Source organism: Vibrio pelagius (genome assembly GCF_024347575.1).
GTDB classification, from domain to species: domain Bacteria; phylum Pseudomonadota; class Gammaproteobacteria; order Enterobacterales; family Vibrionaceae; genus Vibrio; species Vibrio pelagius.
Genome location: NZ_AP025503.1, coordinates 1,196,740 through 1,221,709, shown reverse-complemented (window position 1 = coordinate 1,221,709; position 24,970 = coordinate 1,196,740). Strand labels below are relative to the sequence as shown.

Below are 24,970 nucleotides of genomic sequence, written 5' to 3'. Positions count from 1 at the left end.
ATCAGCGTCCTTTTTCGTTTTTACTTCTTATTACTTGCCTGCTTATAGAGTTGCGGCAAGGCCTTTGGTATCGCCCACTTAAGGCGTTTTGGCTTCAGCGCTTGTATCCCTTTCCAAAGCGCATTCATCAAGCTTGCGTCCTCCTGCCCCTCTTGTAGGCGCTGTGAACGCTTCTGCCAAATATCAGTGTCACTGGCTTTACTCATTTCAAGACCACCTGTGTTGCTTCTCAGCTGCTTATACAAGCTTGCTCGAGCAGCGCCCCATCGATTCGCTTTCACCATTCGTCTGAACACTAACCATGGCGGCGTAGGACGAGAACGATAATAACGGTGAATGCTCAAGGCGGCGATAACGAGAACAAATAGCGTCACTGCGCTGCCAATCAACCAGCCAGAATAAGCTCTAACAAAGGATTTAAATGTATGCTTGGCTTTGAAGGTCTTACCCTCAATCACCACCGTTTCCAACTCTTTACTCTTGCTGTTCCACCATTGGAACTTATGTTCAGGCAAGGTGAACTCACCGCCCTGTTGGATCACATACACGCTTTCTTCTATTCGACTCGATTGGTAATCGCCACGTGTTTGCTTATCGTCTAAGCGGTTTGGTTGAGGATACGCTTGATAGCTGGCAGTAGAATCATTGGATAACAAGTCTGGAAGCAACACTGACAAACTGTTTTGTGCATTGATCGTTATGGTGCGAGTGATTGCATCACCGACTTTCAGCTCATCGTTAGACGTTGTCCATTTCTGATCCACACTCACTTTAGTCGCGGTAAACCATGCAGAGTCATCACTGAGCAAACCAGAAGGCATAGACGCTTCGAACTTAATTGGCTGCGTATAAAGCGTACCAGCCACTTTTGAACCATCAGGCGCAGAGACTTGCACACCCACGGCGACAGGTGGAATCACAAACTGCCCCGAGGCTTGCGGATACAAAGTTATTTCCCAACGCTGACGAGACCACGTTTGCCCCCCTTTGCGCTCGGTATAGTTGGTTGCTAATTGGTTACGCTGCTTTGCAATCACGTTGGGGATTTCTACGCTGCCAATGCGTGTACCACCAGTGAACCAACGAGGCGTTGCAACTTCGATGTACAAGATCACCTGCTCATTCACACTGAACTTAGGCGTTTCTTTCGTATCTGCTCCTGCCCCCTGCTTGCCAACCCACGCTAATAACTCGACATCACTTTCTTTAGGTAGAGACGGGCGCTGCAAGTCTTGAATATCTTGTGCGTTCGCCAAGCCAGTAAAAAACAAGGTAAACATCATCATGATAGTGCTTAAACGCCCAACCACGGAGTCAGCGCCAAGTTTGAATGCATTCATCATTGTGCTTGCTCCTCTTCTTGTTGTGGTTGCGGTTGTGGCTGCGTTTTTACGGGCTCACGCAGTTGAATTTGGAACTTAGCGCGCAAGAAGTACTTAGGATCGGCCTCTACACGTTTTAACCACTTATCCGCCAATTCTTGGCTGCCAAGGATTTCGTTCGCATTGAGTTTCTCTTTCAGCATTAATTCAGCCGCGGTTTTTTCGTCTGTCCCATCTGCAGTTTGCGGGTTGTCACCCAGTTCAAACGACTCTTCGGGTCCGTCTGTTGTCCCCGCTTGGCTTTCACTGGTGCGGTTTATCTCTTCGACAATGCCACCAATGACTTTTAGGTTGTGTTCGACGTCTGGTCGCAATTGCTCACTCAAGCTGTCTTTGTCTGCCAGTGTTTGCAACAAATTACGCGCGGCCAAGTACTCACGTTGACGCGCCAACGCACTCGCAGCGTTGTACAAGCCATAGTCTTTTACCGCATCTGATGGATCGTTTTGCATCTCCAAGAGAGCGGTATGAGCCAGTTTGTATTCGCCTGCGTAGTAATAAGCTGTCCCTTTACGCAACGGATCCGTAAAGTGCTTTGCTGCCTCAAGGTATTCGTTTTTGTTGAACAAACGTTGCCCTTGCTGATTTGGCGTGAGCCATAAATCCCACCACCATTGAGACGCTTTATCCCAGGCGGTTACCTCTTGCACCACTTCAGGTTTATCCGCTTTGAGCGAGACCGTTTCCGCCATGGCTTTTGGCGTCATAGACAAAGACGTTGATACCATCGCCACCACACACCATTGCACTAACCAGCCTTTGCGGAACCAAAGCATCATGATGAGAGCAATTGGGAACAGCAGTTGATAACCCATGTCTTTCCAAGGCATGGATGATTCGCCATTGAGTTGCATGTTTCGCTCAACAAAACGGTTCAGCTTGTCTACATCGCTGTTGTCTACCGTCACTTCAACAAGACGTCCACCTGTCGCGCTAGCAAGATTGTTTAACGAGTCCAAATCGACCGGGTTGTTAGAAACAATGTCCGAGTTACCCGCAGCCAAGATAAGCAATTGATAAGGCTTGTCTGCAAAGTAGTTTTTGTAAGCGGTAATGGTTGCCGGATTGACGCCATCTGTAACCAACAGAACCGTAGAACCCGGTTGGCCTTGTAATTGTTGGTCAATCAAAGGCAACGCCGTTTCAGCAAGTTTACCTTCAACTGGCATGATTTCTGGTGTTATCGCCGCTAGAAACGGTTTGAATACTTTACTGTCCTGCGTTACTGGCATCGCGACATGAGCAGAACCCGCATAGACAACCAACCCAGTGCTACCACCTTTTCGTGCAGCCAAGAGGTCACGGATCTTTTGCTTAGAGCGCTCCAAGCGGCTAGGCGGAAGGTCTTTTTGTAACATTGAATCGTTGTTGTCCAACACCACCAGCATGGAGGCTTTGTCTTCGCCAAACGGTGAAGCTTGGCGCTCCCAAGAAGGTCCAGCACAGATGATGATGGCAATCGCTACTATCACCATAAGTAGCTTGAGCGGCAGTTGTTTTCGCCAACCATAGTCGCCAATCGTTAAGGCTTTACGTAAATGCTCAGGAAGAATGTCTTTCCAGCTTGGCTTGGATTCTTCTCGCCACCTTAACCAAAGCAAAAGAAACATCGGGATGAACGCCAATAGCCACATTGGACGAATGAAATGGAACTGTGTGACAAACTGTTCTAGCCCCATGCTAGAGAAAGGAGAATCAAACATGGCGCTCTCCTTCTACGTTGTCTGTTTGTGCAGAACCGTCACTGTTCACTGATAGTCGACGACGCTTAAATGTCGCCAACGAGAACGCGGTTAAGTACATCGCAACCACCAAAGCCATTAAGTAATGATGCAAACTTTGCTTAGGACGGTAAGTGGTACTCTCATAGATCTGTGGCTCTAACTTACCAATCTCATCATAGGCTTTAGCAAGTTCGTCACGGTTGAGCGCTTCAAACGCCTCACCACCGGACTCTTTCGCAATACGTTTGATCGTTTTCATATCTAGTGCAGTTTCACCCACGGTTTGTGGATCACCCATTGCAATCACGTGGATGCGTACATCTTTGGCTTTCGCGACTTTCGCCGCATCAATCGGTTCAACGAAGCTTCCGGTATCATTACCATCCGTTAGAACAATGGCGACTTTCTCTTTGCTATCTTCTACGTCGGTACGCGACTTTTCACTTTGCTCAAACACCTTAATCGCCAAACCAATTGCATCACCTAAGTGAGTGCTTTGCCCAGCCATCGCCACATCCGTTTGGTTAAGCAACTCTAGCCACACTTTTTGATCGGGCGTGAATGGCGTTTGCACAAATGCCGCATCGCCAAACAAGATTAACCCTAAGCGGTCGCCTTTGCGCGTTTTGGCAAAGTCACTTAATACTTCTTTGGCAGCATCGAGACGAGAAATCTTTTCACCGGTGTTGGACGTGAAGTCTTGCTCTGCCATTGAGCCAGACAAATCGACGACGACCATAACATCTCGGCCTAAGCTTTCACGCACCTGTGGCTCGCCAAGCACTGTCGGCTTTGCCATTGCGGTCACGACCAAAAGCCAAGAGATGATGAGCGTTGCGCGCTGCCACCAGCTCGGAGTGAGTTGGCTTGCCCCTTCTGATGGGGTTTCACCAATGGCGTCCACAAGCTGACTAAAGAACGGCACTTTGATGGCCATTTGTTTGGTGCGGTAAGCTGGGACGAGGAAATACACTACTAAAGGCAGCGGCAAGATGATGAACCAAAGCGGATGCTCAAACTCAAAACTGCTCATGTCCAGCCATGAAGCAAGAAGATCACCCATGGCGACCTCCTTTTAATGCACGCGCTTTGTAGGCAAGCGTGCGCTTTTCAATGTTGTGAGCGTTCTCATCGTGCTCTTTCACCCACTCAGTTGCGCGTTCAAGAAGTTGTAAACGCTCTGTTTTTTCCAGTTCAACGCTTGGGTCAACGATACTTTGCAGCCAACGCTTGGAGACTTCGTCATCAAACATTTTATGCTTGGGGTTAAGCTCATCTAACTTGCTCAGGAACGAGGTATCAAATAAACGAGCATGAGAGCTATCAAGATGAATCAAGACGATTTTCAGAGTCGAGAACAGCGCTTTCGGCATGCTGGCGTCATCTGGTGTTAAACGAGAAATGGCTTCAATAGCTTCTTTACGGTAACGGTTATCCCACCAATGGTGTGCCAGTCGGTAGCCGACACACATGAGTACAATCGCACCGACAATGGCAAGGATCTTCCAACCAATGGTTTGTGGCACCCAGCTGACGCTTTCTGGCACCGCGACGTCATGCAGCTCACGCAGAATATACGTGCTTGGAGGCGTGTGTAAGTCTGTCATTTATCGGCCTCCAACGAGTTTTTGGAATTGAGTAATGTGGTCACCGGTTGTGTCGATTTCGATATGAGGCAGCTTTTTGATTGCCATGAGTTGTGCCAGTGATTGACGTTGTAACTGAGCTTTCTCAACCAAACTGGCGCTGGCGGCATCGACTTTGGCTTTACTGTCTAAATTGAGCTGGTAACGACCATCACCAATCACCCATTTTACTTTCGCCAAATCTTGAGGAAGCGACTGCTCTAAAGGATCACTTACCATCACCGCGAGGACATCGTTGTGCTGTTGAAGCTGCTTAAGATGATCAAGATGATGCTCTTCGCAATCGCGCCAATCACTGATGAAAATCAACGTGGATTGTTTTAGCTTCATCCGTTTGATGAGCTCAATCCATTTACTGAACGTCACTTTGTCTGAATCTAACGAGTCCACATTTAAGCGCTGGTTGGCTTGAGAGAGTCGTTTCAGTTGAGCGAGCAAATCGTTTTGGGAACGCTGAGCTTTGCTGTGGTATAGAGCAGAATCAGAGGCGATAACAAACCCAACTCGGTCACCGTCTTTCAATACTCGCCAACCACACATAGCCGCCACTTCAGCAGCGACCACAGATTTCATGACCTCGGTCGAGGCGAAAAACATCGCACTACGCTGATCAACGCAAACAATCACATTGCGGTCTTTTTCTTCGGTGTAACTGCGCACATGGGGCTTGCCTGTGCGCATGGTGACTTTCCAATCTAGGTTTCGGATGTCGTCCCCTAGCTGGTAATGACGCAGCTCTTCGAAGTTCAGACCACGCCCACGGAATAATGAGTTGTGCCGCCCAGAAAGCACACTGCCCGCTTTTAAGTGAGGCAGCAGGCTGAAGGATTCGGCTTGTGCTTGTAAACGCACTAAGCGAGCGTAATCACAATACAAGCGAGGATCGAGCCCTTGGGATTGAGGAGCAAGCGTTGGCTTTGCCATAGTCCCTCCTGCTTATCCGATTTCTACACAATCAAGTAATTCTTGCACCACACGTTGATGATCAACACCATCGGCAAGTGCATCGTAAGAAAGTGAGAAGCGATGTCCCAGCACCGATGGCACCATTGCACGCACATCATCAGGCGTTACATGATCACGCCCTTGTAGCCACGCATAAGCACGCGCGCATTTGTCTAAGGCAATTGAGGCGCGAGGACTTGAGCCGATTTCGATCCATTTTTGTAGCAAGGAATCAGCGTAACGCTCTGGTTTACGTGTCGCTATCACAAGCGCCACGATGTAGTTCTCGACTAAATCGGAAACAGTAATGTTTGGTAATTGGCGTCGCGCTTCAATAACGAGCTCTGGTTCAATGTGTTGTGGCGTCACTAATTCGCTACTGGTTTCTGAACCCAACTCTTCGCTGCGCACCAAGCGAATAATGTCACGCTCTGCCTCATCTTCTGGGTAGTCGACGGTCACTTTCATAATAAAACGGTCCATCTGCGCTTCTGGCAGTGGGTAAGTACCCTCTTGTTCCACTGGGTTTTGTGTTGCAAGCACCATGAACAACTCAGGCAAGACGTGGGTCTTATCACCCACCGTAATCGTGCCTTCTGCCATCGCTTCTAGCAGTGCAGCTTGAACTTTTGCTGGCGCACGATTCACCTCATCCGCCAACACAATGCTGTTGAAGATTGGTCCCGGTTGGAAGTGCAGCTGAGGCTTGCCATCCAACTCTTGGTACACTTCGGTACCTGTTACGTCTGAAGGTAATAAGTCGGGAGTAAACTGAATACGACCAAAGCTGGTGTTAAGTAGGTTTGCAAGTGACTTCACCGAGCGCGTTTTTGCCGTTCCCGGTAAGCCCTCTAAAAGTACGTGACCATTGGTCAGCAACCCTATCACCAAAGCCTGAACCACATGGCTTTGGCCAATGACGCTTTTTTCAGTTTGTTCGATTAATTCATTAATGGCTTGTTGTGCGTGGTTCATTTTCTCTCCCCGAGTCTGATTAAAAAATTGTAAATTTCGTCTAAAGAAACAAGAACAATCGTCAGTATTAATCCTTCCGCTCTTCACTTCTTAAGATTTGAGCCAACCCAACCAACATCGGAAGTGAATAATCAAAGAAAGCCTTTATTCCTGAACACAAATAATTGAGGCCAACCTCTCCTTCAGACGTTTTAACTAAACGATTCTTGGGGCATTCACCCCAGCAGTACGAAAGATAGGGACATTGCATACAGTATTGAGGCAGGGAGTCCCGCTTAGCCATTCCAAAAGCAAATTGACGTGTAGATAGAACCATGTCGCTCAATGAGTATTCTTTTATGTTGGCTAATTTGTATTCTGGGTAAACATAATGATCACAACTAAATACGTCACCATTATGTTCGATAGCTAGGCCCTTACCGCAGAATTCTGCAGTCACACATAGTTGAGACGGTTTACCCATAACTTGTGCAACGGCTGTCTCAAACAGATTTACTAAGACTCGACCAAGGTCATTGTTAACCCATTCTTCAAACGTCGAGATTAAAAATGCGCCCCAATCCTCAGGGTCAACGGACCAATCGGTTACCACAGACATTGGATGTCCGGGGCTAGCAAGTTCACTCCCCTTAACGGGTATCATTTGCTCATTCCAAAATTGCGGGGCGGTCGTCTGAAAATTGTTCGCTTCTACCACTGGCGAAAACTGAATATAAGTCACACCCAACTCTTGTGTTAAGAAGCGATATACTTCGAGGGGATATTTCGCATTGTAACTGTTCACCGTAACGAGCGCGTTGAACTTCACACCATACTTTTTGAGTTTATCAACAGCTCTCATGACCAAATCAAATGTCGGTTTATCGCTGCGGGTTCTGCGATATTTGTCGTGCAACTCTCGTGGTCCATCGATCGACAAACCAACAAGGAAATTATGCTCTTTTAAGAACGCGCACCACTCATCGTTCAGCAAAATGCCATTGGTCTGAAGGTCATTTTCAATACGAACGCCCTTTGGTTGATGTTTCTTTTGCAGAGCGACGACATTGCGGAAATAGTCCAACCCGAGTAACGTTGGCTCCCCGCCCTGCCATGAGAAAACGATTTCTTCACCATCCTGGCTCTCGATATAGCTTTTAACGAATGCTTCCAACGTTGCATTATCCATTTCAGGCTGCTTGTCTTGGTGCAATAGATTTTCTTTGTGTAAATAAAAGCAGTATTGACAATCGATGTTGCACTTTGCTCCGCCAGGCTTTGCCATTACATGAAATCGGCGTGAGTACACATCAGAGTTTATTGGTTTGGCAGCCGTGCGTAACGGAATGATCGGCATTGTTGTTGAATAGCGGGGGGATGACTTACTCATTTTCTAACTCACTCTCTAATGTACCTAATCGCCCAACACACAAAAGAGGCGTTTAGGTAAACAGCGCTCCGAAGAGCGCTAATACTAATGGTTTTTTCAAAGTTACTTAGGTACAAATGAACCTGGAGTCTGACGAGGTGGGAACTCATCAAACGTTGCCATCATTTTCTTGACACCTTCCATTGCAGGAGCAAATAAGAATGAACGCTCATAGACCCAGCGGTCGTAACCCATACCGGTGTCGCCACGCTCAAATGGGTCGATACTTAAGTCGTAGATCATCGGTGCACGAAGTTTCGTGAATGGTTTACGCCAGATATCTAGGCCAGTTTCTGTTTCTTGAATGGCAAAGTGAAACTTGTACTTTCCTTGACGCATTGCAACAAGGTCACCATCATCACTCCAGTAGAAGAACTCATTGCGAGCAGATTTGTCTGTTTTACCTGTTAGATAAGGTAGTTGGTTATAGCCATCGAGATGGACTTTGTAGTCAGTTTTACCGACTTTTTTACCTTTAAGTAGCTCATTTTTTACATCATTCTCTCCAGCTGCAGCCAATAACGTTGGGAAGAAATCTTCTAGTGATGTAATACCATTCAAAGTTTCGCCAGCCTTAATATGACCTGGCCATTTAATAAGTGCAGGTACGCGGAACCCACCTTCCCAGCCCGTGTTTTTCTCACTACGGAACGGTGTCATTGCTGCATCCGGCCATAAATTGATCATTGGACCGTTATCCGTCGTGTAGACAATAATAGTGTTGTCATCCACACCTAGATCTTTAACTTTCTGTAGCAGTTGTCCGATTTGATCATCATGTTGCTTCAAGCCATCAGCATAGAAGCCTGCGCCTGTAGAACCCTCATATTTTTCTGGAATATGAGTAAAGTTATGCATGCGGGTAGAGTTGTACCAAACAAAGAATGGTTTATCAGCTTTAACTTGCTTATCAATAAAAGTTTCCGCTGCGTCTAACGTTTCATCATCCACCGTCTCCATGCGTTTGCGAGTCAGAGCACCGGTGTCTTCAATTTTTCCGTCTGCATAAGAATGAATAACACCACGCGGTCCGAATTTCTTCTTAAATTCTGGGTCTTTCGGGTAATCTCCATTTTCCGGCTCTTCTTCCGCATTTAGGTGATAAAGGTTACCCATAAACTCATCAAAACCATGACTTGTAGGTAAATATTCATCACGATCACCTAAGTGGTTCTTACCAAATTGACCGGTGGCATAACCTAAGTTTTTAAGCATTGTCGCAATTGTTGGATCTTCTTTAGATAGACCTTGTTTTGCACCAGGCATGCCAACTTTCGATAAACCAGTACGTTTAGGCATTTGACCTGTAATGAAAGCTGAACGGCCAGCGGTTGAACTTTGTTGACCATAAAAGTTAGTGAATCTTGCACCTTCTTTAGCAATGCTATCAATATTTGGAGTGTTGTAGGCTAACATACCTCCGTTGTAGGCACTGATGTTCCAATAACCAATGTCATCGCCAAAGATAACTAAAATATTAGGTTTTTCTGCTGAATAAGCGCTCGCCGATGCTGCGCCAATAGCAAGCGTGCAAGCATTCAAAAGAAGCTTTTTGCCGTTCATTGTCATACTAGACTCCATCAATCTATTATTGGTAAACTCGGTTACGTAGAGAAAACCGAGATGTTTTCAAAATAAACCTAATTTGATTGCGAATAAATAAGTTCAACTTTCGTTATTACATAAATAAAACTTATAGGTCAGGAAATGGACTTAAATTTAATCCAAACCTTTTTAGTTGTTGCTGAATACAAATCATTTACTAAAGCAGCTGAACATCTTGGACTTACCCAACCAGCAGTCAGTGCGTCGGTGAGACGCTTAGAACAAGTTATTGGAAAACAACTTTTTGTAAAAAAAGGGCGAGGAATAGAACCAACCTCAATGGCATATCAACTTGTTCCTCAGTTTCAACAAGCAATAAGTATTGTTGACAATGCAATTTCTGAGAAAAAGTCATTTAAAGTCAGCTGCTCGGAAACACTCCTTCACAGTTTAAACCCAATAGACAATGTTATTTTTCAAGAGTCACAACCAGAAAAATATGAGTTATTTGAGCATATAAGACAGCAACGAGTCGACTTAGCAATAGATACTATTGTTACTAAAGAGTCTTCATTTGTGGTTGAGACTGCTTATGAAGAACCCGCTGTTGTAATTTGCCGTCAAAATCACCCTCGCATTCAAGGTACACTGACAAAAAATGACTACTATCGAGAAAGTCACTGCATATTTTCCGGCATATGGAATAAAACATCTGGCTTCGATCAGTTAGCTAAAGAACCTATTAAAGAAAGAAATATAGAAATAGTCACATCTTCTCTGGCTGGAATGGCTATGTACGTGGCACAACGAAACTGTCTTGGCTTGGTCTCTCTTTCATTCGCGATGAAATGGAGCAAAACAATGAAGCTACAGATCTTAGAGAGCCCAATAGCCATTGACACGATACCCTACATGTTCATTTATCATAAACGAGATGAGACAAATCCCCTGCACGTAAACCTCAGAAAAAAAATAAAAGCGCAACTCAGCTCTATTAACCCTATACCGATAGACTTATAGCATCACTTGAATAAAATGGTGTGACAACAAAATTCCTAAAGTAAGTTATCACGGTAATACAAGTTTGATAATTACTTATGCTTATCTCTTCCTCCATTTTTACAATGTGTTTTCCTTGAAAATAAAAGCCTCATTCATGTTAATAAATGAGGCTTTTAGTTAACAACCCGTTAATCTAAATATCTATAAACTCTATTGACTATATGAACTCACTAAATTCCGTTCGTAAGTTCAACTTGGAGGATTAATAACAACTTTGTATTTAACTAAGAAATAAGTTTTAAGCTTCATATATCTACCCCAATACTCTTATCAGGAAATTCACTAAGATGCATCTTTCGAGTTTTAAAAACTGAATAGTAGTACTATTTTTCTTCTTACCAAAAATTTCAAACGTAATTAAAACGAGCAGCTAGAGAAAATAGGATAAATCACTTATAAACAAACTGTATTCCCGTCACATATCGAGGCACAGATTCGGCAGATGAAAACACGATAATACCCAGAACACTATTATCTAGTCCCACCTCTACTGAAGTACCTGAATACAACTTGCCAACTTGCTTCTCAACATCACCTTCATACCATTCGAGAACTTGAAGCATAGGAACTCGACTCCAAGCGGTACCATAAATTCCCTTGATATGGGTAACATCATCAATATGCATTAGGTCTGAGTATCGCTCACGGTCACTCGCATTTAAGCTTCCTCCATACCCTCCAGCAAGAAGTTGCTCAGTATCAGCATCATAGATTCCATCTATAACGGCACTCCCTTTGAAGGACAACACATCGACAACATCGCTCGAAATTTCATTGTAGTAAGGTGTTTCTTTTCCTATAACCTCAGTTCGCTCCGCTGCCTGCATAGTAACGACGATTGGATCTGAATCCATACCATCGAAAGTAGCGTGAATAAATGACGTACTGCCCTCGACAAAAGGGGATGCAGTTACTAGGCCTTCAACGACAGACACATTCGGGCCCGAATACCATGAACTTTGAGCTGTCACATCAATGATCGTACCATCAGAGTAATGAGCCAAAGCATCCACTTTCACATTATGGTACTCCGTCAACGTGACACTTTTCGCCGTCAAACTTATAGCCTCTAAAGTTGGCTTGGTAATCAATAGGCTAGCAACTGCTGAGAAATCAGTACCGTTAGCAGATCCCTCAACAAACACGCTGACCTCTCCCTCTTTTAATGCAGTGACTACCCCTTTACTGCCAACCAGATCACTCACTACAGCTTGAGTAGAATCACTCGTACGCCAATGAAGCGCCTCATCCATTGTGACATCAATAAAAGTTCCATCAGACATCTGTACCTGAGCCGAGTATTGTAACTGATGACCGACTGGCAAACTTTGCTGGTCTGGACTTAAACTCAAGGTGCTCACAACCGCATTAGTGACGATCAGCTCTACCTTCGCCTCAAACTCAACACCATTCGCCTCTCCTGAAGCAATCACATCAACTGCCCCAGGCTTTAGCGCCGTCACCAAGCCTTCTCGACCTTGATAGTTACTCACAACCGCAACACTTGAATCACTTACCTTCCAAGCCAAGCTTTCATCACCGGTAACATCAAGAATCTGACCATCAGAGAGGCGCACGAAAGCGCTGAAAGGCTGATCTAAACCAACAGGGAGTGACAGATTTAAAGGAGTGACATCCAAGTTCACAACAACAGCATCCGTAACATTGATCGACATTGAATCACTCAATGAGAACCCAGACACCGAAATCAGAGATTGACCTACTCCCTGCCCCTTAACCTTCCCTTTAGACGGTTCTAGATTAGTAACGCTTGCAAAATCAGTATTGCTACTACTCCAAACTATCGCATCGTCTTGTGTTACATCAGACGAAGAACCATCCGACATAACGGCGTGAACCGAACACTCCATCTCGAGACCTAGTGGCAACGTATCGTTCGGGCATTTCAACAATAAATCCACAACAACCGCATCAGAAATACTAACCAATACACTAGATTCAAATTTCTTACCGTTATTAAAACCGGTAGCTGTGACATACACCTCACCTACCGCTAGGCCCAGTGCCGACCCCTCACTACCTTCAGCGTTACTAATTGATGCAATACTGGGATCCGAAGTTTTCCAATTAATAGCAGAATCACCCGTCACATCAATCACCCTACCATCCGATAATGTTGCTTGCGTCTCAAAGTTATAAGTCAAACCAACAGGTATGGGATTCAAAACTGGTAATACCGACATTTCTGTCACAATTGCATTGGTGATCTCAAAAGAAGTGACACCTTTAAATTCCATCCCTTCCAATTCCGCCGACGCGATTACATCAACCACCCCCGCACCAAACGTTTTAATAACCCCGCTTGATAACTGATCGCCACTTACGTAGGCCAAAGTTGAGTTGTTCACACTCCAGTGAATGGCTGAGTTAGAGGTCACATCAACAATCGAGCCATCTGTTAAGTGAGCATAGGCTAAGGCTTGCCCCTCCAGTCCAACAGGCACAGAGGGTGTAACCAATTCAACAGTCAATCCAACAACTTTTGCTTTTGTCACTGTCAAAGAGGTCTCAGCCTCGAAACTCTCGTCACCAATCACCAATGACACTAAAATTGACGCAGTACCCTCAGAAATAGCTAAAACCGATCCACCGCTACCAGATACATCATTAATTTTTGCCACACTAGGATTAGTTGAATGCCAGTATAAAGACGAGTCATCCGTAATATTAATCGCACGACCATCTGAAAGGTTCGCATAAACTTGGAAGTCGTGCTCCAGCCCGGCAGGAATAGAAACCGCACGTGGCTCTATAGCCAGACTGGTCACTACGGCAGTGCCTATCGAGAGGTTCGTTGAGGAGTTAAATTTGCGACCACCAAACTCACCAAACACAGAGACCTCGACATCGCCCACCTCATAACTAGTCACCAAACCTTTTGCATTTGTAGCGTTGGAAACCGATGCTATCGAAGAGTCACTAGTACGCCAATCAATCGAATCATCATTCGTAACATCAAACACAGCCCCATTCGACAGTTCCACACTCGCTGTATATTGCTGCACAAATCCTAAAGGGATCGTCTCCCCGTCATTATCTATCCTCAGATTAGTGACCACTGCATCCGTAACTGTAAGTGGAACTTTAGCCGTTAAGTACTTGTCATTGAACGACCCCGAAGCAAGCACATAGGTGTCTCCCTTACCAATACCAGTGACTATCCCCTTAGTCTCCTTATCATTGCTCACCACAGCGACATTTTCGCTCGATGTACTCCATGAAGTGACGTCACTCTGTGTTACATCAATGACGCGGCCATCAGACAACAGCACGCTAGCTGTAAAGTTAGCTTGAAGTCCCTCAGAAAGCTCTTCAACAACTGGTGTGACAATCAACTCTGTAACAACCGACTCAGTAACTGATAGTCCAGCCACAGCCCGGTACAACTTACCCTTAAAGCTGAACGTCACTTCTACCTCAGTGCTTCCCATCGCAAGTGCCGTCACCATTCCAGCTGATACACTTGCGACTTCAGGATCTTGAGTTGACCACGACACAGCCAATTGGTCAGTCAACTCATAATATTTTCCATTAGAAAAATAAACATAGACTGAATATTGCTGACTCATTCCAACCGGAATAAACTCCGAACGAAAATCAAGCACAGTGTCAATCACAACCGGTTCTATAACCTCAAGCTTCAGTGTTGACTCAAGGTTCAGGCCATCAACAAGACCAGCAACAGTGACATCAACCACACCACTCGATTTTCCAAGCAAGACCACTCTGCCTTCGGAGTCTACTACCACCTCTGCAAGAGCTGCATCATTTGTTGACCACGAGAACTCACTCGAATTGGTTACGTCCTCAACTCGGCCACTTTGATAAACCACCTCGGCCTTTAATCCAATAGATAAACCGGCAGGTAATGACGTTGCCTCGGCGGTCACGACCAAAGATGAAACTGAAGCATCAGCAGAGATATTAATTATTTCCCGATCATCATTCTTACAACCAGAAACCAGAAAACTAAGCACGAATAACACAGCAAAGCTCAAAAAGGGTTTTAATTTATTCATAACTTGGTTACTCCACCACCACTGCCTAATCGCTCACATAACCTCTCTTTTTGTAAAACCTTCGAATCAATGGAGCCATAAGAAGCAGATGTTTCCATTGGGACCGTTAACAACAAAAACAGATATCATTTTGTTGCTTCACAAACTTCCCGAACACAATCATTCCAAGTCCGTGAGCGATAAAAGTAAAAAATTATATGTATCGAAACAGCAGGGGTGTATCAGGAAAGACGGAAAGGCAAGTAGGAGATTTCTGACAACGGCTTTGTTATTAAACTTAGTGAGGGAACAGACTAGATTGAGGAATGGAGCAATCTAGTCTGATGAACGCGTGTGACTGAAGTTCATTAGAACGAACTTAGAATCTGTCTCGCGAAGAAGGAGAATAATCAATTACAGACAATGAGAGCTCCCTTATCTGAGTAATTTACGTACGAAGGTCGATAGCTTGAGTTAACATCGACCGCTACCGCTTCGTGAGTGTCCGGATCTATACCGACTTGGCTTTCGTAAGGGAGGTACTCCATTTGAAAGTCCATTTGCTCAGTCGATTTATAGGTTTTCAAATAACCAAGCCCTGCGTAACCATTGTCAATACAAAGCTGCATTCCCTCTTCTGGAGTAAATAAAACTAGCTCTTGATCGATAACGCCCTGATCATTGAACTCGTTGTTTCGCGCATATTTTACGTATTGAGAATCTGTGGTTTTGAGCCAAGTATTTCCGCCTGTTATCTCAACAATAGCGTTTGCCTGGACAGCCCAACGTTTGTCTGTGTCACTTGTTGATGCTAGCAGCGCTAATGTAGAGTTCCCGATTGGGCTTTTCAATCTCACTGTTAGGTAAGCATTCTGTTCGGTGATTTGATTCTTGAAATTTACAACAGGAATTGACACTTCCCGATAGATCGAGATTTTTCCATCTAAATAATGGGTTGTGGGAGTTAGAATAGTTGTTACATCGCTAATGGTTATTTCAACCGACTCGACTTCTTGATCATCTGAGAACACAATCATTAACTTCTTTAATTCTGAAGGCAAATCTCCGGAATAACCGAAGAAATGGAAATTAATATCGAGATAACCTTCCGAGGATACAAGCTCCTTAATCACAGTAACTTTTGATATCTCTGAAGCCAGCTTTTCTCCATCATAGTAATCTGGGAACTGACCTTCATCTTCCATGTAGTTGATAAGAACATCTGGTAAACCGTAGGTCATCCCCCCATCATGATTGAATCCATGATTATGCATTTTTTCATGTAGATACGTAGTTCTAGGTAAAGTTTGTCCATCTTGGTACAGTCGGAAATCACGGACAGACACCCAACCGCTTCCGATAGTGGCATAACCGTTGTATGAGTGTTCAAGCATCATATGAGCTGATTCAGGTTGATGGGTCAACATGCTGACTATCTTCGTATTCGCACCACTGCTGTCTTTACCAGTTTTCACGTGCTGCACATGACCACAGTCTTCATGATTAAAGTGTAGGGCATGTCGTCTAAGGTCGTAACTTGTAATGTATTCGGCGAAATGAACGTTGAACTCAAAATCATTTAAAGCGTTTTTATAGCTTCGCATTTCTTGTTCGTATTGAAATGCATTATCCTTGGAAGGCATCCCAAACATATCATTGTCGTCGTTGGTTCTGTATTCTGTCATTTTATATTTGAAGAATGGCTGACGGTCGATGAATGTTACATTCTTCACATTCACTGCGTCCAAGTTTGCCGGTAAAACAAATGTTGCTGATTGGAATGGTTCGAGCGACATTTCCAACAAGTATAGTAATCCATCCACTGAAATCACAGGGTTATAAAGGTATCTTGGTGTGCCGTTGTTCAGCGTAAAGTTGTTGGAATCGATATTGTAACCAACGTTGATGTTTTCTAGCGTAAATGCATCTGTATAAGCCCTATCCGTAGTCTCTATATTAGAAATACTCTCACTCTGGATTATATAGCTGGGACTCAATGTTGGTGTTGACGTATCCGGTATCGGACGAATTGACGGCGTTAGAGTTTCTGGTAACGGGCGTACCGTCGGCGTAAGTGAATCTAGCTGTGGTCGATCACCCACTGAGTTACTTTCTTGGTTTGAGGTGACGTCCTCTCTACAGCCAGCCACAAGTAGAAGAACAGAAGGAATAATTAATAGATGAACAACTTTCAAAAGACTTACCTAAAATAGTGTGATGGCTCCAATAACGATGCACCTCAAAACTCTAGACGACTCTATGCTCAATTCGACGAAAACAAAGCTGTCGACTAGCGTGCAATGCGACCCCGAAATAACTTGAGTTACAGAACTTTGTTCTTCTTGCCGATGTAGTGACAACGCTATTAACGTCTTAGAACTGTCCAGTCTTGCAGCTCGGTGGCTGCGTTTAAGGCAAAAAGATGAGTTTGTTATGAGAAATTGGATGAAATTTAGGGAGTTACGTTATAAGACGGGAGGGTTTTATGATATAGGCAAGCCCTTATTGGCCTATCAGGATTTTCTGACAATTAACATAAAGGCGGGCATTAAGTGTCCATTGTCATGTTGCATCCCCTAGAATTACCTATCCACTGAACCACAATAAGGTTCACTGCAAAAACTCATAGGAATTACAGATAATTGACTGGTTGTATAGGTTTTGTTTGGCAAGTTTGTTGTCAGCGTTAATGGGACATCAGTGGCTTTTGCTCTACGATTGATCGATGCGCACTGCTTTAACGGTACGGAAACCAATACGTTAACTATGAAATAGGCGCCAGCTGCTGTGAGGGGAAAAATCTGAGAGATAAGATTGTGATTCGCATATAAAAAAAGACGCCCTAGGACGTCTTTCTTCAAGAATATGGCGGTGAGGGAGGGATTCGAACCCTCGATACGTTTCCGTATACACACTTTCCAGGCGTGCTCCTTCGGCCACTCGGACACCTCACCAAATTTTGTTGTTAAGCTATGTTGCTCAACGAGGCGCTACTTTATTGATTCTGCTCGCTTTGGTCAAGGGGCATTATCAAAAAAGTTATCCTAATTGGTCTGTTCGCTTACAAATTAACTCATTCGTTTGAAAACAGACCAAATATCAGCAGGATTATGCTTGTTGATAGTAACCCGGTACACGGAACCATCTACGGCACATATCTAAGAAGTAACCGTATAGCACACCCATACCGCACGAAATCACGGCATTACTCGTCACCGCAGTCACGATTTGATCTGTTGACGCGCCTACCGCGAACAAGATACCTGCATATACTGGTGACTGAAATAGAACATACGCGATCAGATCAGACAGGTTTTTTGCCAATGAACTGCCAGACAGCTTCGCACCGTTGCGTAGTACCCAATCACGGAAAACACCGTAAGGCCATGCGATTGCAATATTGACAGGAATAGAGAGCGTTCGTGATGCAAGAGACTGCTCAAACGACATACCCGAGATAAAAATCTCAACAATCATGCCAGAGATAAAACAGAAAACTACCATAGCAAAAGTATCCGCAGCAGCGTTACGAATACAAAATGGTCCACGAGACTTCATTCCACTAAACCCAAAATATACCACTGCCAATCCAGTGATTTAGTAACATATAACAAGGGCAAATCAACACCCAGCCAGATTATGCCACTATTAGAACATAAGATTTGCAGTGATAGATTTTGAATTTAAAATAAAGTTGTAAATTTACAACCAGAATTTAGAGTAAAACCAGTTACTTCCACCAGTAAAGTAGATTTAGCTCAAGTTTCACTCAAAATGTATTTCATTTACTGTAATTAAAATACACTTATTCAACTGGGATATTGACGGTTATCGAGTTAATGAGCTCTTGAGAGGGGAAGCGCCCTTTTGAAAGCTCTTGAATCGCTTGAGTTAATAATGATGGAAGCAAAGAGTTCTCTGTCGGCTCGATATGAATAAGTAGGTTCTCTAATGCAAACGTCGCCAACTCTATGTTTTGGTCTTCCAGGGCAATGTACAAAGTCACCAAGAGCTCCTCGGTGTTATCTGGCGTTTTGTTTGCCGGCTCTTTGCTCTCCTTTGTTTGAGAATCATGATATTGATAGAGCTTGCTAGAGAATCTAAAGAGCGCGTCATCAAGCTCTCGCTCATCAATCGGCTTAGCAATGATGTAATCAACCCCTGCCCCTATCATTCGCTCACGCGTCTCTTTAAAGACATCTGCAGTACAGCCAAAAATAAGCACCGATGACACTTCATCAGCCAGTGAACGTATTGCGGTTGTTGACTCTACGCCATCCATAACGGGCATGTGATTATCCATAAGAATCAAGTCAAAGCGCTCGGACGCCAAAGCCTGAATCGCAAGCTCTCCATTTTCAACACTCTTACAAGTAAAGCCTTTGTTTTCCATGAAAGTTTCAATGATCACAGTGTTCGTTCGGTTATCCTCCACAATCAAGACCTTTAAACCTGAGTAGTTCAGCTTGGAGTGTGGCACGCTTTCCAACTCTCCAGGCTCTGTCGGTTCGATTTTTAAGTTCACATCAAAGCTGGTTCCAATCCCCTCTTCACTGGTCACTTGAACATCACCACCCATTAACTCGGCAATTTGCTTCACAATCGCTAAACCCAATCCCGTGCCGCCAAAGCGACGCGTCGTGGACGACTCAGCTTGCTCGAATGGATGAAAGATACGTTTTTGCGCTTCTTTGGAGATACCAATACCAGTATCACGGACTCGAATGTTCAGATAGGTATTGCCATTCTTAGAGATTTCTTTGAAATAGACTTCGACAAAGCCGCGTGAGGTAAATTTCACCGCATTGTTGAGCAAATTAAACAGAACCTGACGCAGACGCGCCTTGTCAGCAAAATACCAACGGCCTGCTGGCACTTCGGTGTACACCTTGAATTGAAGCCCCTTTTCAGCGGACAGGGTGTAGTAAACACTATTGATACTGCCAATAAGAGAGTCGAGTGGGAAACTCGTATTATCAAGATCTAACTTCCCCTGCTCTATCTTCGAGAAGTCTAAAATCTCGTTGAGTAGCGTCATCATGTGGTCGCCAGATTCATAAAGCCCACGCAGAAGTTTCTCTTGTTCGCGGTTTAAAGGTGTCTTGAGAAGGATTTGTGCTGCACCCAAAACTCCGTTCATCGGCGTTCGTATTTCATGAGAAAGTGTTGCTAAGAAGGCAGTTTTGGCATTGGTTGACGCTTGAGCTTTTACTTTCTCAGCTTCTAGGAATACCGTTTTTTCATTAAATGTTTTGATTAGGTAGCCAATTTCATCTTGGCTTTGATAGTTAACATCTATGACCCCTCCCGCCTTGGAACCATCTACCTCAGCGGCAATCGTCGTAATAGGGCTAATTAGATAACGGTTTAACAAGTAGTAACCAGCCATCACACACAAAAGTAAGAAAGGTGCGATACCCCACTCAATACTGATGACCTGTCTAGACACTTCGTCAGCAACCAACCATTTGGAATTGACAACATCGACCTGCCAATCAAACTGACCAAATTTGTGCTGGCTGATATAGATGCCATCAACCAGGTTATAGTTGTGTGTTACCAATATCTGCTGATGTTGGTCACGTAACGTAATGCCTAGGTCATACTCTTCAGCATGGCTTTTTATAAAGTTGAGAAGTTCGGTGAGGGATAAATCTACCGTTGCAACACCCGCGAACTCGCCGTCGAGATAAAACGGAGCGGAAGCCGTAATCATCTGGATATGAGTGTATGGTTCTAAGTAAACATCACTCCACGACACCGTTCCCATCGGTTTATCGACAACTGACGTATACCAAGCCTCTTGATGATAGAGCATTGATTTGGGGTTGTTGTACGAGAAGATCTGATCAACTTTGCCATCATCAGCTTTATTGAAGAAGTAACTATCTTGTTCTCGCTCAGGGTTATATACATAAGGTTCAGGCCAGATGCCGGCACTAATTATGGTGTCATCACTGGCCGCGAGGATTGACTTGAAATGCTGAGCCAACAAATTAGGGTCAGGTTGAGCTTGTGCAAGTCCGACAAGGCTACGTAAAAAGCCCTCTGAGCTATTAAGCGGTGCCTCAATTAATGATGAAAGGATTTCTGCCCTTAAGTCTAAATTCTGTTGGAGCTTAGCGCGTACCGGCGATTCAACAACGAAATAGGTGACACTGCCAATGATGGCAATAAAGGTTGCAAGGTATAATCCAAGGGCAACCATGCTTTTTTTCTTAAGAGAGGAACGTATCTGCATATAATTTTATTGCTGATTTTTTGTTTAAGCTAGCGACTATATCCAGTTACATCAAGCCTTTTTAGATTGGGTTTTGATTGCGACAACAAGATTGGTACTATAAACACCAATTTGTTTCACCTACTACGGTACTTCAGTTTGACACTACAAGAAATTCTTTCGCTTCCTGAGTTGGAAGGCAAACTTATCACAGAACACAAAACACTTGGCTTTGTGACTGCTATGGCAGCCGCACCAAACGTGTTAACGCCACACGAGTGGCTTCCATTCTTATGGGGAGGTGAAGAAGTTGCTCCTTTCGCTGATGGCGAACAACTAGAGAGCTATATTGAGCTTATCATTGCGCTTTGGAATGAAACTCGCCCAGCTTTGATGGAAGGTAGCTGGACTTGGCCAGAAGCTTGTCAATTAGACGAAGAAGAGGTAGTGAACGAAGCAACGCGTGACTTCTGCGAAGGCTTGCTGCAAGGCTGGCAAATCGCTCGTGATGATTGGGAAACATTGATGCCAGAAGAGAGTGAAGACAACGCATTAGTTGGTGGCGTTCTTCTATCTATTAGCATGCTTTACGATCCAGAAACATCGATCGCGACACTAGCAGAACAAGGTGTTGAAGGTTTGGAGCAGTTTGAAGAGATCTTCAATGCTGTACCCGTTATGCTGTGCGGCTTAACGCAACGTGGTATCGCTCTAGCTGAAGCTCAATAACGATTTATGTCGAACTTGCATCGCTAGGTGTAATGAACGAAAAAGTACTAGGCTTCCCCAACGGAAGCCTTTTTTCGATCTGATTGACGCAGGAGTGTCTAACTCCTCAATTTGTCTGTGATGATTTGCCAGTTAAACTCCGGAATACGCTCGTCTGCGATATAAAAGAGTTTTGATCCTCCAGTCACTTCCACATCCAGTTCTGGGTTAAGTTCGATCCCCCGCCCCTTGCCGTGATCAATCGCGATCAGCGTTGCTTGATAACGCTCTTTAAATACACTAAAGATTGGCGCGACCGTTGTCTTCTCTGCACTCTCTGGGTAGTAAGTAGAATATTGCGTCATGCCACGAGTGGAGCTCAGTAGCTCTTGGTGTAAAGCGCTCGAGCCTGGATCAACAGCCGCTTTAGCCAGCATTTCTGCTCCCACAGCTGGAATACACTCAGAGTTTGGACAATGCTTGTGGAGAAGGTCACTCAAGGCTTCGTCTTTAAAGTAAACCAACAAGTGAGCATTTGGATTGCGATTGGCGCAATAAAGCGCCGCCGATAGAGTGATGTCATCTTCTGGGTTGTCGATAAGAATACAGCTTGCCGACTCAATCCCCGTTTTTTCCATCTCTTTACCATCGGTATAACTGTTCACTTTAACGAAGTTGATCTCTCCAGGCAGAGGGTTTTCAATATCAGAACGCGTACACAACACAATTGGGCGCTTACCTGTCTCTTCATGTTGCAGCATTCTTATGAGATGAATCGTTCTTTGCTCATTCCAACCTAACATTAAAATGTGGTTTTCCACTCGAATTCTCCTTTTACCCAATAGGCCCGCACGCCAATATTCAACACCTTCAGTCGCAACTTTACCGAGTAACGCGGCAAACAAACTCAAGCCTCCGGGGATCACAAATAGAATCACTATCCATTGACCAAACGCTGTGGTTGGTGACAAATCACCATAGCCGACCGTTGAGGCAGTCACGACCAGATAGTAAGCGAAGGTAGTCAATGAAGACGTAAGATCATGCTCACCAGCAATGAACAACAGTAGCCACGCCGTGAAAACATAGCCTGCAAACGCCACCAACAAGTTCTTCCCGTTTAACACAAATAAGTTCGCTTGAAGCCAGCGTTTAAGCTGTAACCAGATAACCATCCGCACCTCAATTAAGTTTTTTGTTAATTACATGCTAGGAAAAATTTGCGATATCAACAAGATATCAGGTGTAAAACTCGAAAAAAGGTACAAAAAAAGACCCCCAATAATTGGTGTCCAACTATTGGGGGTCATTCAGAATAGAGACTAGATTTTAGATACTGACGGAGAGCGAACTCACGCGTTACCTTTCACTTGCAGATTCAACTGCTCAGCAAAATCAAGCATACGGTTTAATGGGATAAGAGACTTCACGCGCAGTTCTTCAGAAACGAAGATCTCGTGTTGCTCACCACCATTCTCAAGCGCATTTTCAATCGCCTCTAGGCCATTCATCGCCATCCAAGGACAGTGTGCGCAGCTACGGCATGTTGCACCAGCACCTGCTGTTGGCGCTTCAATCAGTTCTTTTTCAGGCACCAATTGCTGCATCTTGAAGAAGATACCTTTGTCTGTCGCGACAATCATTTGCGGATGCGGCAACTCTTTCGCTTTTTTAATAAGCTGGCTAGTAGAACCCACTGCATCAGCGAGCTCAACCACACTTGCTGGAGACTCTGGGTGTACAAGAATTGCTGCTTCAGGGTATACAGACTTCATCTTTCTCAATGCATCTGCAGAGAACTCGTCGTGAACAATACATTCACCTTGCCATAGAAGCATATCTGCGCCTGTTTGGTTGGCGATGTACGAACCTAAGTGACGGTCTGGGCCCCATATGATTGGTTTGCCTTCAGCATCTAGGCTTTCGACAATCTCAAGTGCAATACTTGATGTGACAACCCAGTCAGCACGCGCTTTTACCGCAGCTGATGTATTCGCGTAAACCACAACCGTATGGTCTGGATGCGCATCACAAAACTCAGTGAATTTATCCGCTGGGCAGCCCAGATCAAGCGAACACTCAGCTTCTAGAGTTGGCATTAAAATGCGCTTTTCAGGTGTCAGAATTTTCGCTGATTCGCCCATGAATCGAACACCACCGATGATCAGTGTGCTCGCTGGGTGACGGTTACCAAACTTAGCCATCTCTAGCGAATCACCAACGAAACCGCCCGTCTCTTCTGCGAGTGCTTGGATTTCAGGGTCAGTGTAATAGTGAGCAATCAAAACAGCGTCTTTTTCTTTTAGTAGCTTTTTGATGTTCGCTATGTGAGCCTGCTTTTGAGCATCGTTCAATGGAACTGGCTTCGGTGGGAATGGGTAAACAGTGTCGATTTTATCTAATATATGGCTCATTGCTTCTGCTCTACGCAACTTCTTCCGAGAATTAGAGCATTCTACACAGTACAACGATTGGGATCAAAAAGGATTGGGTATAAAAAAAGGCGCTAATGCGCCTCTTTTACTAAAGAACTATAAATGAGTCTTGGCTACTTTTGCCGATGCACTGTTCGGGTACTCAGCCACCACCTGTTCGTAGTACTTTTTCGCTTGCTCAGAGTTATTGTTACGCGCAGCGATGTCTCCAAGCTTCACTAAAGCATCAGCGCGCTTATTAGAGTCTTTGTAAGCTACAACAGCCGCAAAGCTCTTCACTGCCTCTTTATCTTGCTTCTTAGCAAAGTAGAGCTGACCTAACCAGTAGTGTGAATTAGGTGTGAACGTAGAATCTGGGAAGTCTGTTTGAAACTTCTGGAATGCAGTGATTGCACCCGTGTAGTCTCGCTGTTTTAGGATCATATCCACAGCGTTTTGATAAGCAGTTTGCTCATCCACATCAGTACTGAAAGTTCCCTCGGCGCCTTTAGCGTCTGTTTCGGGAACAACCGCAGCTACAGAGCCTGATGTTTTCACTTCACTTCTTACTTTATCTAGCTCAATAAACAGTTCACGCTGACGCTCTAACATCTGTTTCATGTCATAGCTATTGCGCTCAAGTTGACCACGTAGCTCACTGATCTCAAGAGCCATGTCGTCCATTTGTTGCTGCATTTGAAGTTGAACGCGATTGCGATTTTGTAGCAAGCGCTCTAGACGCTCGATATCGGTTTCATTGGAAGCCGCTCGAGTAGAAGAGGAAGTTGAATTGGTTGTGGTGCTATTAAGATCGGATACTGGAGCAGGTGCAGCGAGCGCGGTGCCCGCTGCACTTACCAGTAACGAAAGCATAATGACACGCTTTTTGTTACTGATCATGAGGCTATTCCTCAATTAAAAA

Annotated in this window: 17 protein-coding genes and 1 tRNA gene; 2 read left to right on the top strand and 16 right to left on the bottom strand. The window is 44.6% G+C overall.

The annotated features are described in order from the left end of the window. Window positions 1-20 precede the first annotated feature (20 nt). The 8 genes from vsple_RS05475 to vsple_RS05440 form a co-directional block, all read right to left on the bottom strand. Window positions 21-1,343 carry a BatD family protein gene (locus vsple_RS05475; RefSeq protein ID WP_261882897.1) on the bottom strand — a complete coding sequence of 441 codons (1,323 nt, stop codon included), beginning with the start codon at window positions 1,341-1,343 and terminating at the stop codon, window positions 21-23. After that, window positions 1,340-3,085, bottom strand: coding sequence for a vWA domain-containing protein (locus tag vsple_RS05470; RefSeq protein ID WP_261882896.1), 1,746 nt, complete (start codon window positions 3,083-3,085; stop codon window positions 1,340-1,342). Before vsple_RS05470 ends, vsple_RS05475 begins: the two co-directional genes overlap by 4 nt. Next, on the bottom strand, window positions 3,078-4,169 hold the full coding sequence (locus vsple_RS05465; protein ID WP_261882895.1) for a vWA domain-containing protein: 1,092 nt from the start codon (window positions 4,167-4,169) through the stop codon (window positions 3,078-3,080). The genes vsple_RS05470 and vsple_RS05465 overlap by 8 nt, the downstream gene beginning before the upstream one ends. Beyond that, window positions 4,162-4,713, bottom strand: coding sequence for a DUF4381 domain-containing protein (locus vsple_RS05460; protein WP_261882894.1), 552 nt, complete (start codon window positions 4,711-4,713; stop codon window positions 4,162-4,164). Before vsple_RS05460 ends, vsple_RS05465 begins: the two co-directional genes overlap by 8 nt. Continuing rightward, on the bottom strand, window positions 4,714-5,676 hold the full coding sequence (locus vsple_RS05455) for a DUF58 domain-containing protein (protein ID WP_047475983.1): 963 nt from the start codon (window positions 5,674-5,676) through the stop codon (window positions 4,714-4,716). It abuts the gene before it with no gap. 12 nt (window positions 5,677-5,688) lie between these two features. Then, window positions 5,689-6,672 (bottom strand): AAA family ATPase, encoded by a 984-nt coding sequence (locus vsple_RS05450; protein WP_261882893.1) that lies wholly within the window; start codon window positions 6,670-6,672, stop codon window positions 5,689-5,691. 67 nt (window positions 6,673-6,739) lie between these two features. After that, window positions 6,740-8,041, bottom strand: a complete 1,302-nt coding sequence (locus tag vsple_RS05445; RefSeq protein ID WP_261882892.1) for an anaerobic sulfatase maturase — start codon at window positions 8,039-8,041, stop codon at window positions 6,740-6,742. Between the two features lie 102 nt (window positions 8,042-8,143). After that, window positions 8,144-9,661, bottom strand: a complete 1,518-nt coding sequence (locus vsple_RS05440) for an arylsulfatase (protein ID WP_261882891.1) — start codon at window positions 9,659-9,661, stop codon at window positions 8,144-8,146. Window positions 9,662-9,787: 126 nt separating this feature from the next. On the opposite strand from vsple_RS05440, the gene vsple_RS05435 reads away from it, so the two are divergent. Then, window positions 9,788-10,645 carry a LysR family transcriptional regulator gene (locus vsple_RS05435; protein WP_261882890.1) on the top strand — a complete coding sequence of 286 codons (858 nt, stop codon included), beginning with the start codon at window positions 9,788-9,790 and terminating at the stop codon, window positions 10,643-10,645. Between the two features lie 431 nt (window positions 10,646-11,076). On the opposite strand, the gene vsple_RS05430 is transcribed toward vsple_RS05435, so the two are convergent. The 5 genes from vsple_RS05430 to vsple_RS05410 form a co-directional block, all read right to left on the bottom strand. Further along, window positions 11,077-14,727 carry an Ig-like domain-containing protein gene (locus vsple_RS05430; protein ID WP_261882889.1) on the bottom strand — a complete coding sequence of 1,217 codons (3,651 nt, stop codon included), beginning with the start codon at window positions 14,725-14,727 and terminating at the stop codon, window positions 11,077-11,079. 389 nt (window positions 14,728-15,116) lie between these two features. Further along, window positions 15,117-16,901, bottom strand: coding sequence for a hypothetical protein (locus vsple_RS05425; RefSeq protein WP_261882888.1), 1,785 nt, complete (start codon window positions 16,899-16,901; stop codon window positions 15,117-15,119). Between the two features lie 671 nt (window positions 16,902-17,572). Continuing rightward, window positions 17,573-17,660: transfer RNA gene (locus vsple_RS05420), tRNA-Ser, on the bottom strand. 154 nt (window positions 17,661-17,814) lie between these two features. Further along, a complete protein-coding gene (locus vsple_RS05415; protein ID WP_261882887.1) occupies window positions 17,815-18,264 on the bottom strand; it encodes an L-alanine exporter AlaE in 450 nt (149 codons plus the stop codon). 247 nt (window positions 18,265-18,511) lie between these two features. After that, the gene (locus tag vsple_RS05410) at window positions 18,512-20,947 is read right to left on the bottom strand and encodes a hybrid sensor histidine kinase/response regulator (RefSeq protein WP_476723329.1); all 2,436 of its coding nucleotides are present in this window, start codon (window positions 20,945-20,947) and stop codon (window positions 18,512-18,514) included. Window positions 20,948-21,085: 138 nt separating this feature from the next. On the opposite strand from vsple_RS05410, the gene vsple_RS05405 reads away from it, so the two are divergent. Further along, window positions 21,086-21,655: a UPF0149 family protein gene (locus vsple_RS05405; protein WP_255230974.1), complete on the top strand. Its 570-nt coding sequence runs from the start codon at window positions 21,086-21,088 to the stop codon at window positions 21,653-21,655. A gap of 98 nt (window positions 21,656-21,753) precedes the next feature. Here vsple_RS05405 and vsple_RS05400 read toward each other — a convergent pair whose 3' ends face one another. From vsple_RS05400 to ybgF, 3 genes are all read right to left on the bottom strand, one after another. Continuing rightward, window positions 21,754-22,809, bottom strand: a complete 1,056-nt coding sequence (locus tag vsple_RS05400; protein WP_255230975.1) for a potassium channel family protein — start codon at window positions 22,807-22,809, stop codon at window positions 21,754-21,756. A gap of 177 nt (window positions 22,810-22,986) precedes the next feature. After that, a complete protein-coding gene (gene nadA / locus vsple_RS05395) occupies window positions 22,987-24,048 on the bottom strand; it encodes a quinolinate synthase NadA (protein WP_255230976.1) in 1,062 nt (353 codons plus the stop codon). 117 nt (window positions 24,049-24,165) lie between these two features. Continuing rightward, complete coding sequence (gene ybgF, locus vsple_RS05390; protein WP_261882886.1) at window positions 24,166-24,948, bottom strand: tol-pal system protein YbgF; 783 nt, start codon at window positions 24,946-24,948, stop codon at window positions 24,166-24,168. Between the last annotated feature and the right edge of the window lie 22 nt (window positions 24,949-24,970).

Bases quoted from the DNA above. Each gene is read 5' to 3' on its own strand.
- vsple_RS05430 (WP_261882889.1), bottom strand. From the start codon at position 14,727: ATGAATAAATTAAAACCCTTTTTGAGCTTTGCTGTGTTATTCGTGCTT.
- vsple_RS05445 (WP_261882892.1), bottom strand. From the start codon at position 8,041: ATGAGTAAGTCATCCCCCCGCTATTCAACAACAATGCCGATCATTCCG.
- vsple_RS05470 (WP_261882896.1), bottom strand. From the start codon at position 3,085: ATGTTTGATTCTCCTTTCTCTAGCATGGGGCTAGAACAGTTTGTCACA.
- vsple_RS05465 (WP_261882895.1), bottom strand. From the start codon at position 4,169: ATGGGTGATCTTCTTGCTTCATGGCTGGACATGAGCAGTTTTGAGTTT.
- vsple_RS05410 (WP_476723329.1), bottom strand. From the start codon at position 20,947: ATGCAGATACGTTCCTCTCTTAAGAAAAAAAGCATGGTTGCCCTTGGA.
- vsple_RS05455 (WP_047475983.1), bottom strand. From the start codon at position 5,676: ATGGCAAAGCCAACGCTTGCTCCTCAATCCCAAGGGCTCGATCCTCGC.
- nadA (WP_255230976.1), bottom strand. From the start codon at position 24,048: ATGAGCCATATATTAGATAAAATCGACACTGTTTACCCATTCCCACCG.
- vsple_RS05435 (WP_261882890.1), top strand. From the start codon at position 9,788: ATGGACTTAAATTTAATCCAAACCTTTTTAGTTGTTGCTGAATACAAA.
- ybgF (WP_261882886.1), bottom strand. From the start codon at position 24,948: ATGATCAGTAACAAAAAGCGTGTCATTATGCTTTCGTTACTGGTAAGT.
- vsple_RS05400 (WP_255230975.1), bottom strand. From the start codon at position 22,809: ATGGTTATCTGGTTACAGCTTAAACGCTGGCTTCAAGCGAACTTATTT.
- vsple_RS05450 (WP_261882893.1), bottom strand. From the start codon at position 6,672: ATGAACCACGCACAACAAGCCATTAATGAATTAATCGAACAAACTGAA.
- vsple_RS05440 (WP_261882891.1), bottom strand. From the start codon at position 9,661: ATGGAGTCTAGTATGACAATGAACGGCAAAAAGCTTCTTTTGAATGCT.
- vsple_RS05460 (WP_261882894.1), bottom strand. From the start codon at position 4,713: ATGACAGACTTACACACGCCTCCAAGCACGTATATTCTGCGTGAGCTG.
- vsple_RS05415 (WP_261882887.1), bottom strand. From the start codon at position 18,264: ATGAAGTCTCGTGGACCATTTTGTATTCGTAACGCTGCTGCGGATACT.
- vsple_RS05475 (WP_261882897.1), bottom strand. From the start codon at position 1,343: ATGATGAATGCATTCAAACTTGGCGCTGACTCCGTGGTTGGGCGTTTA.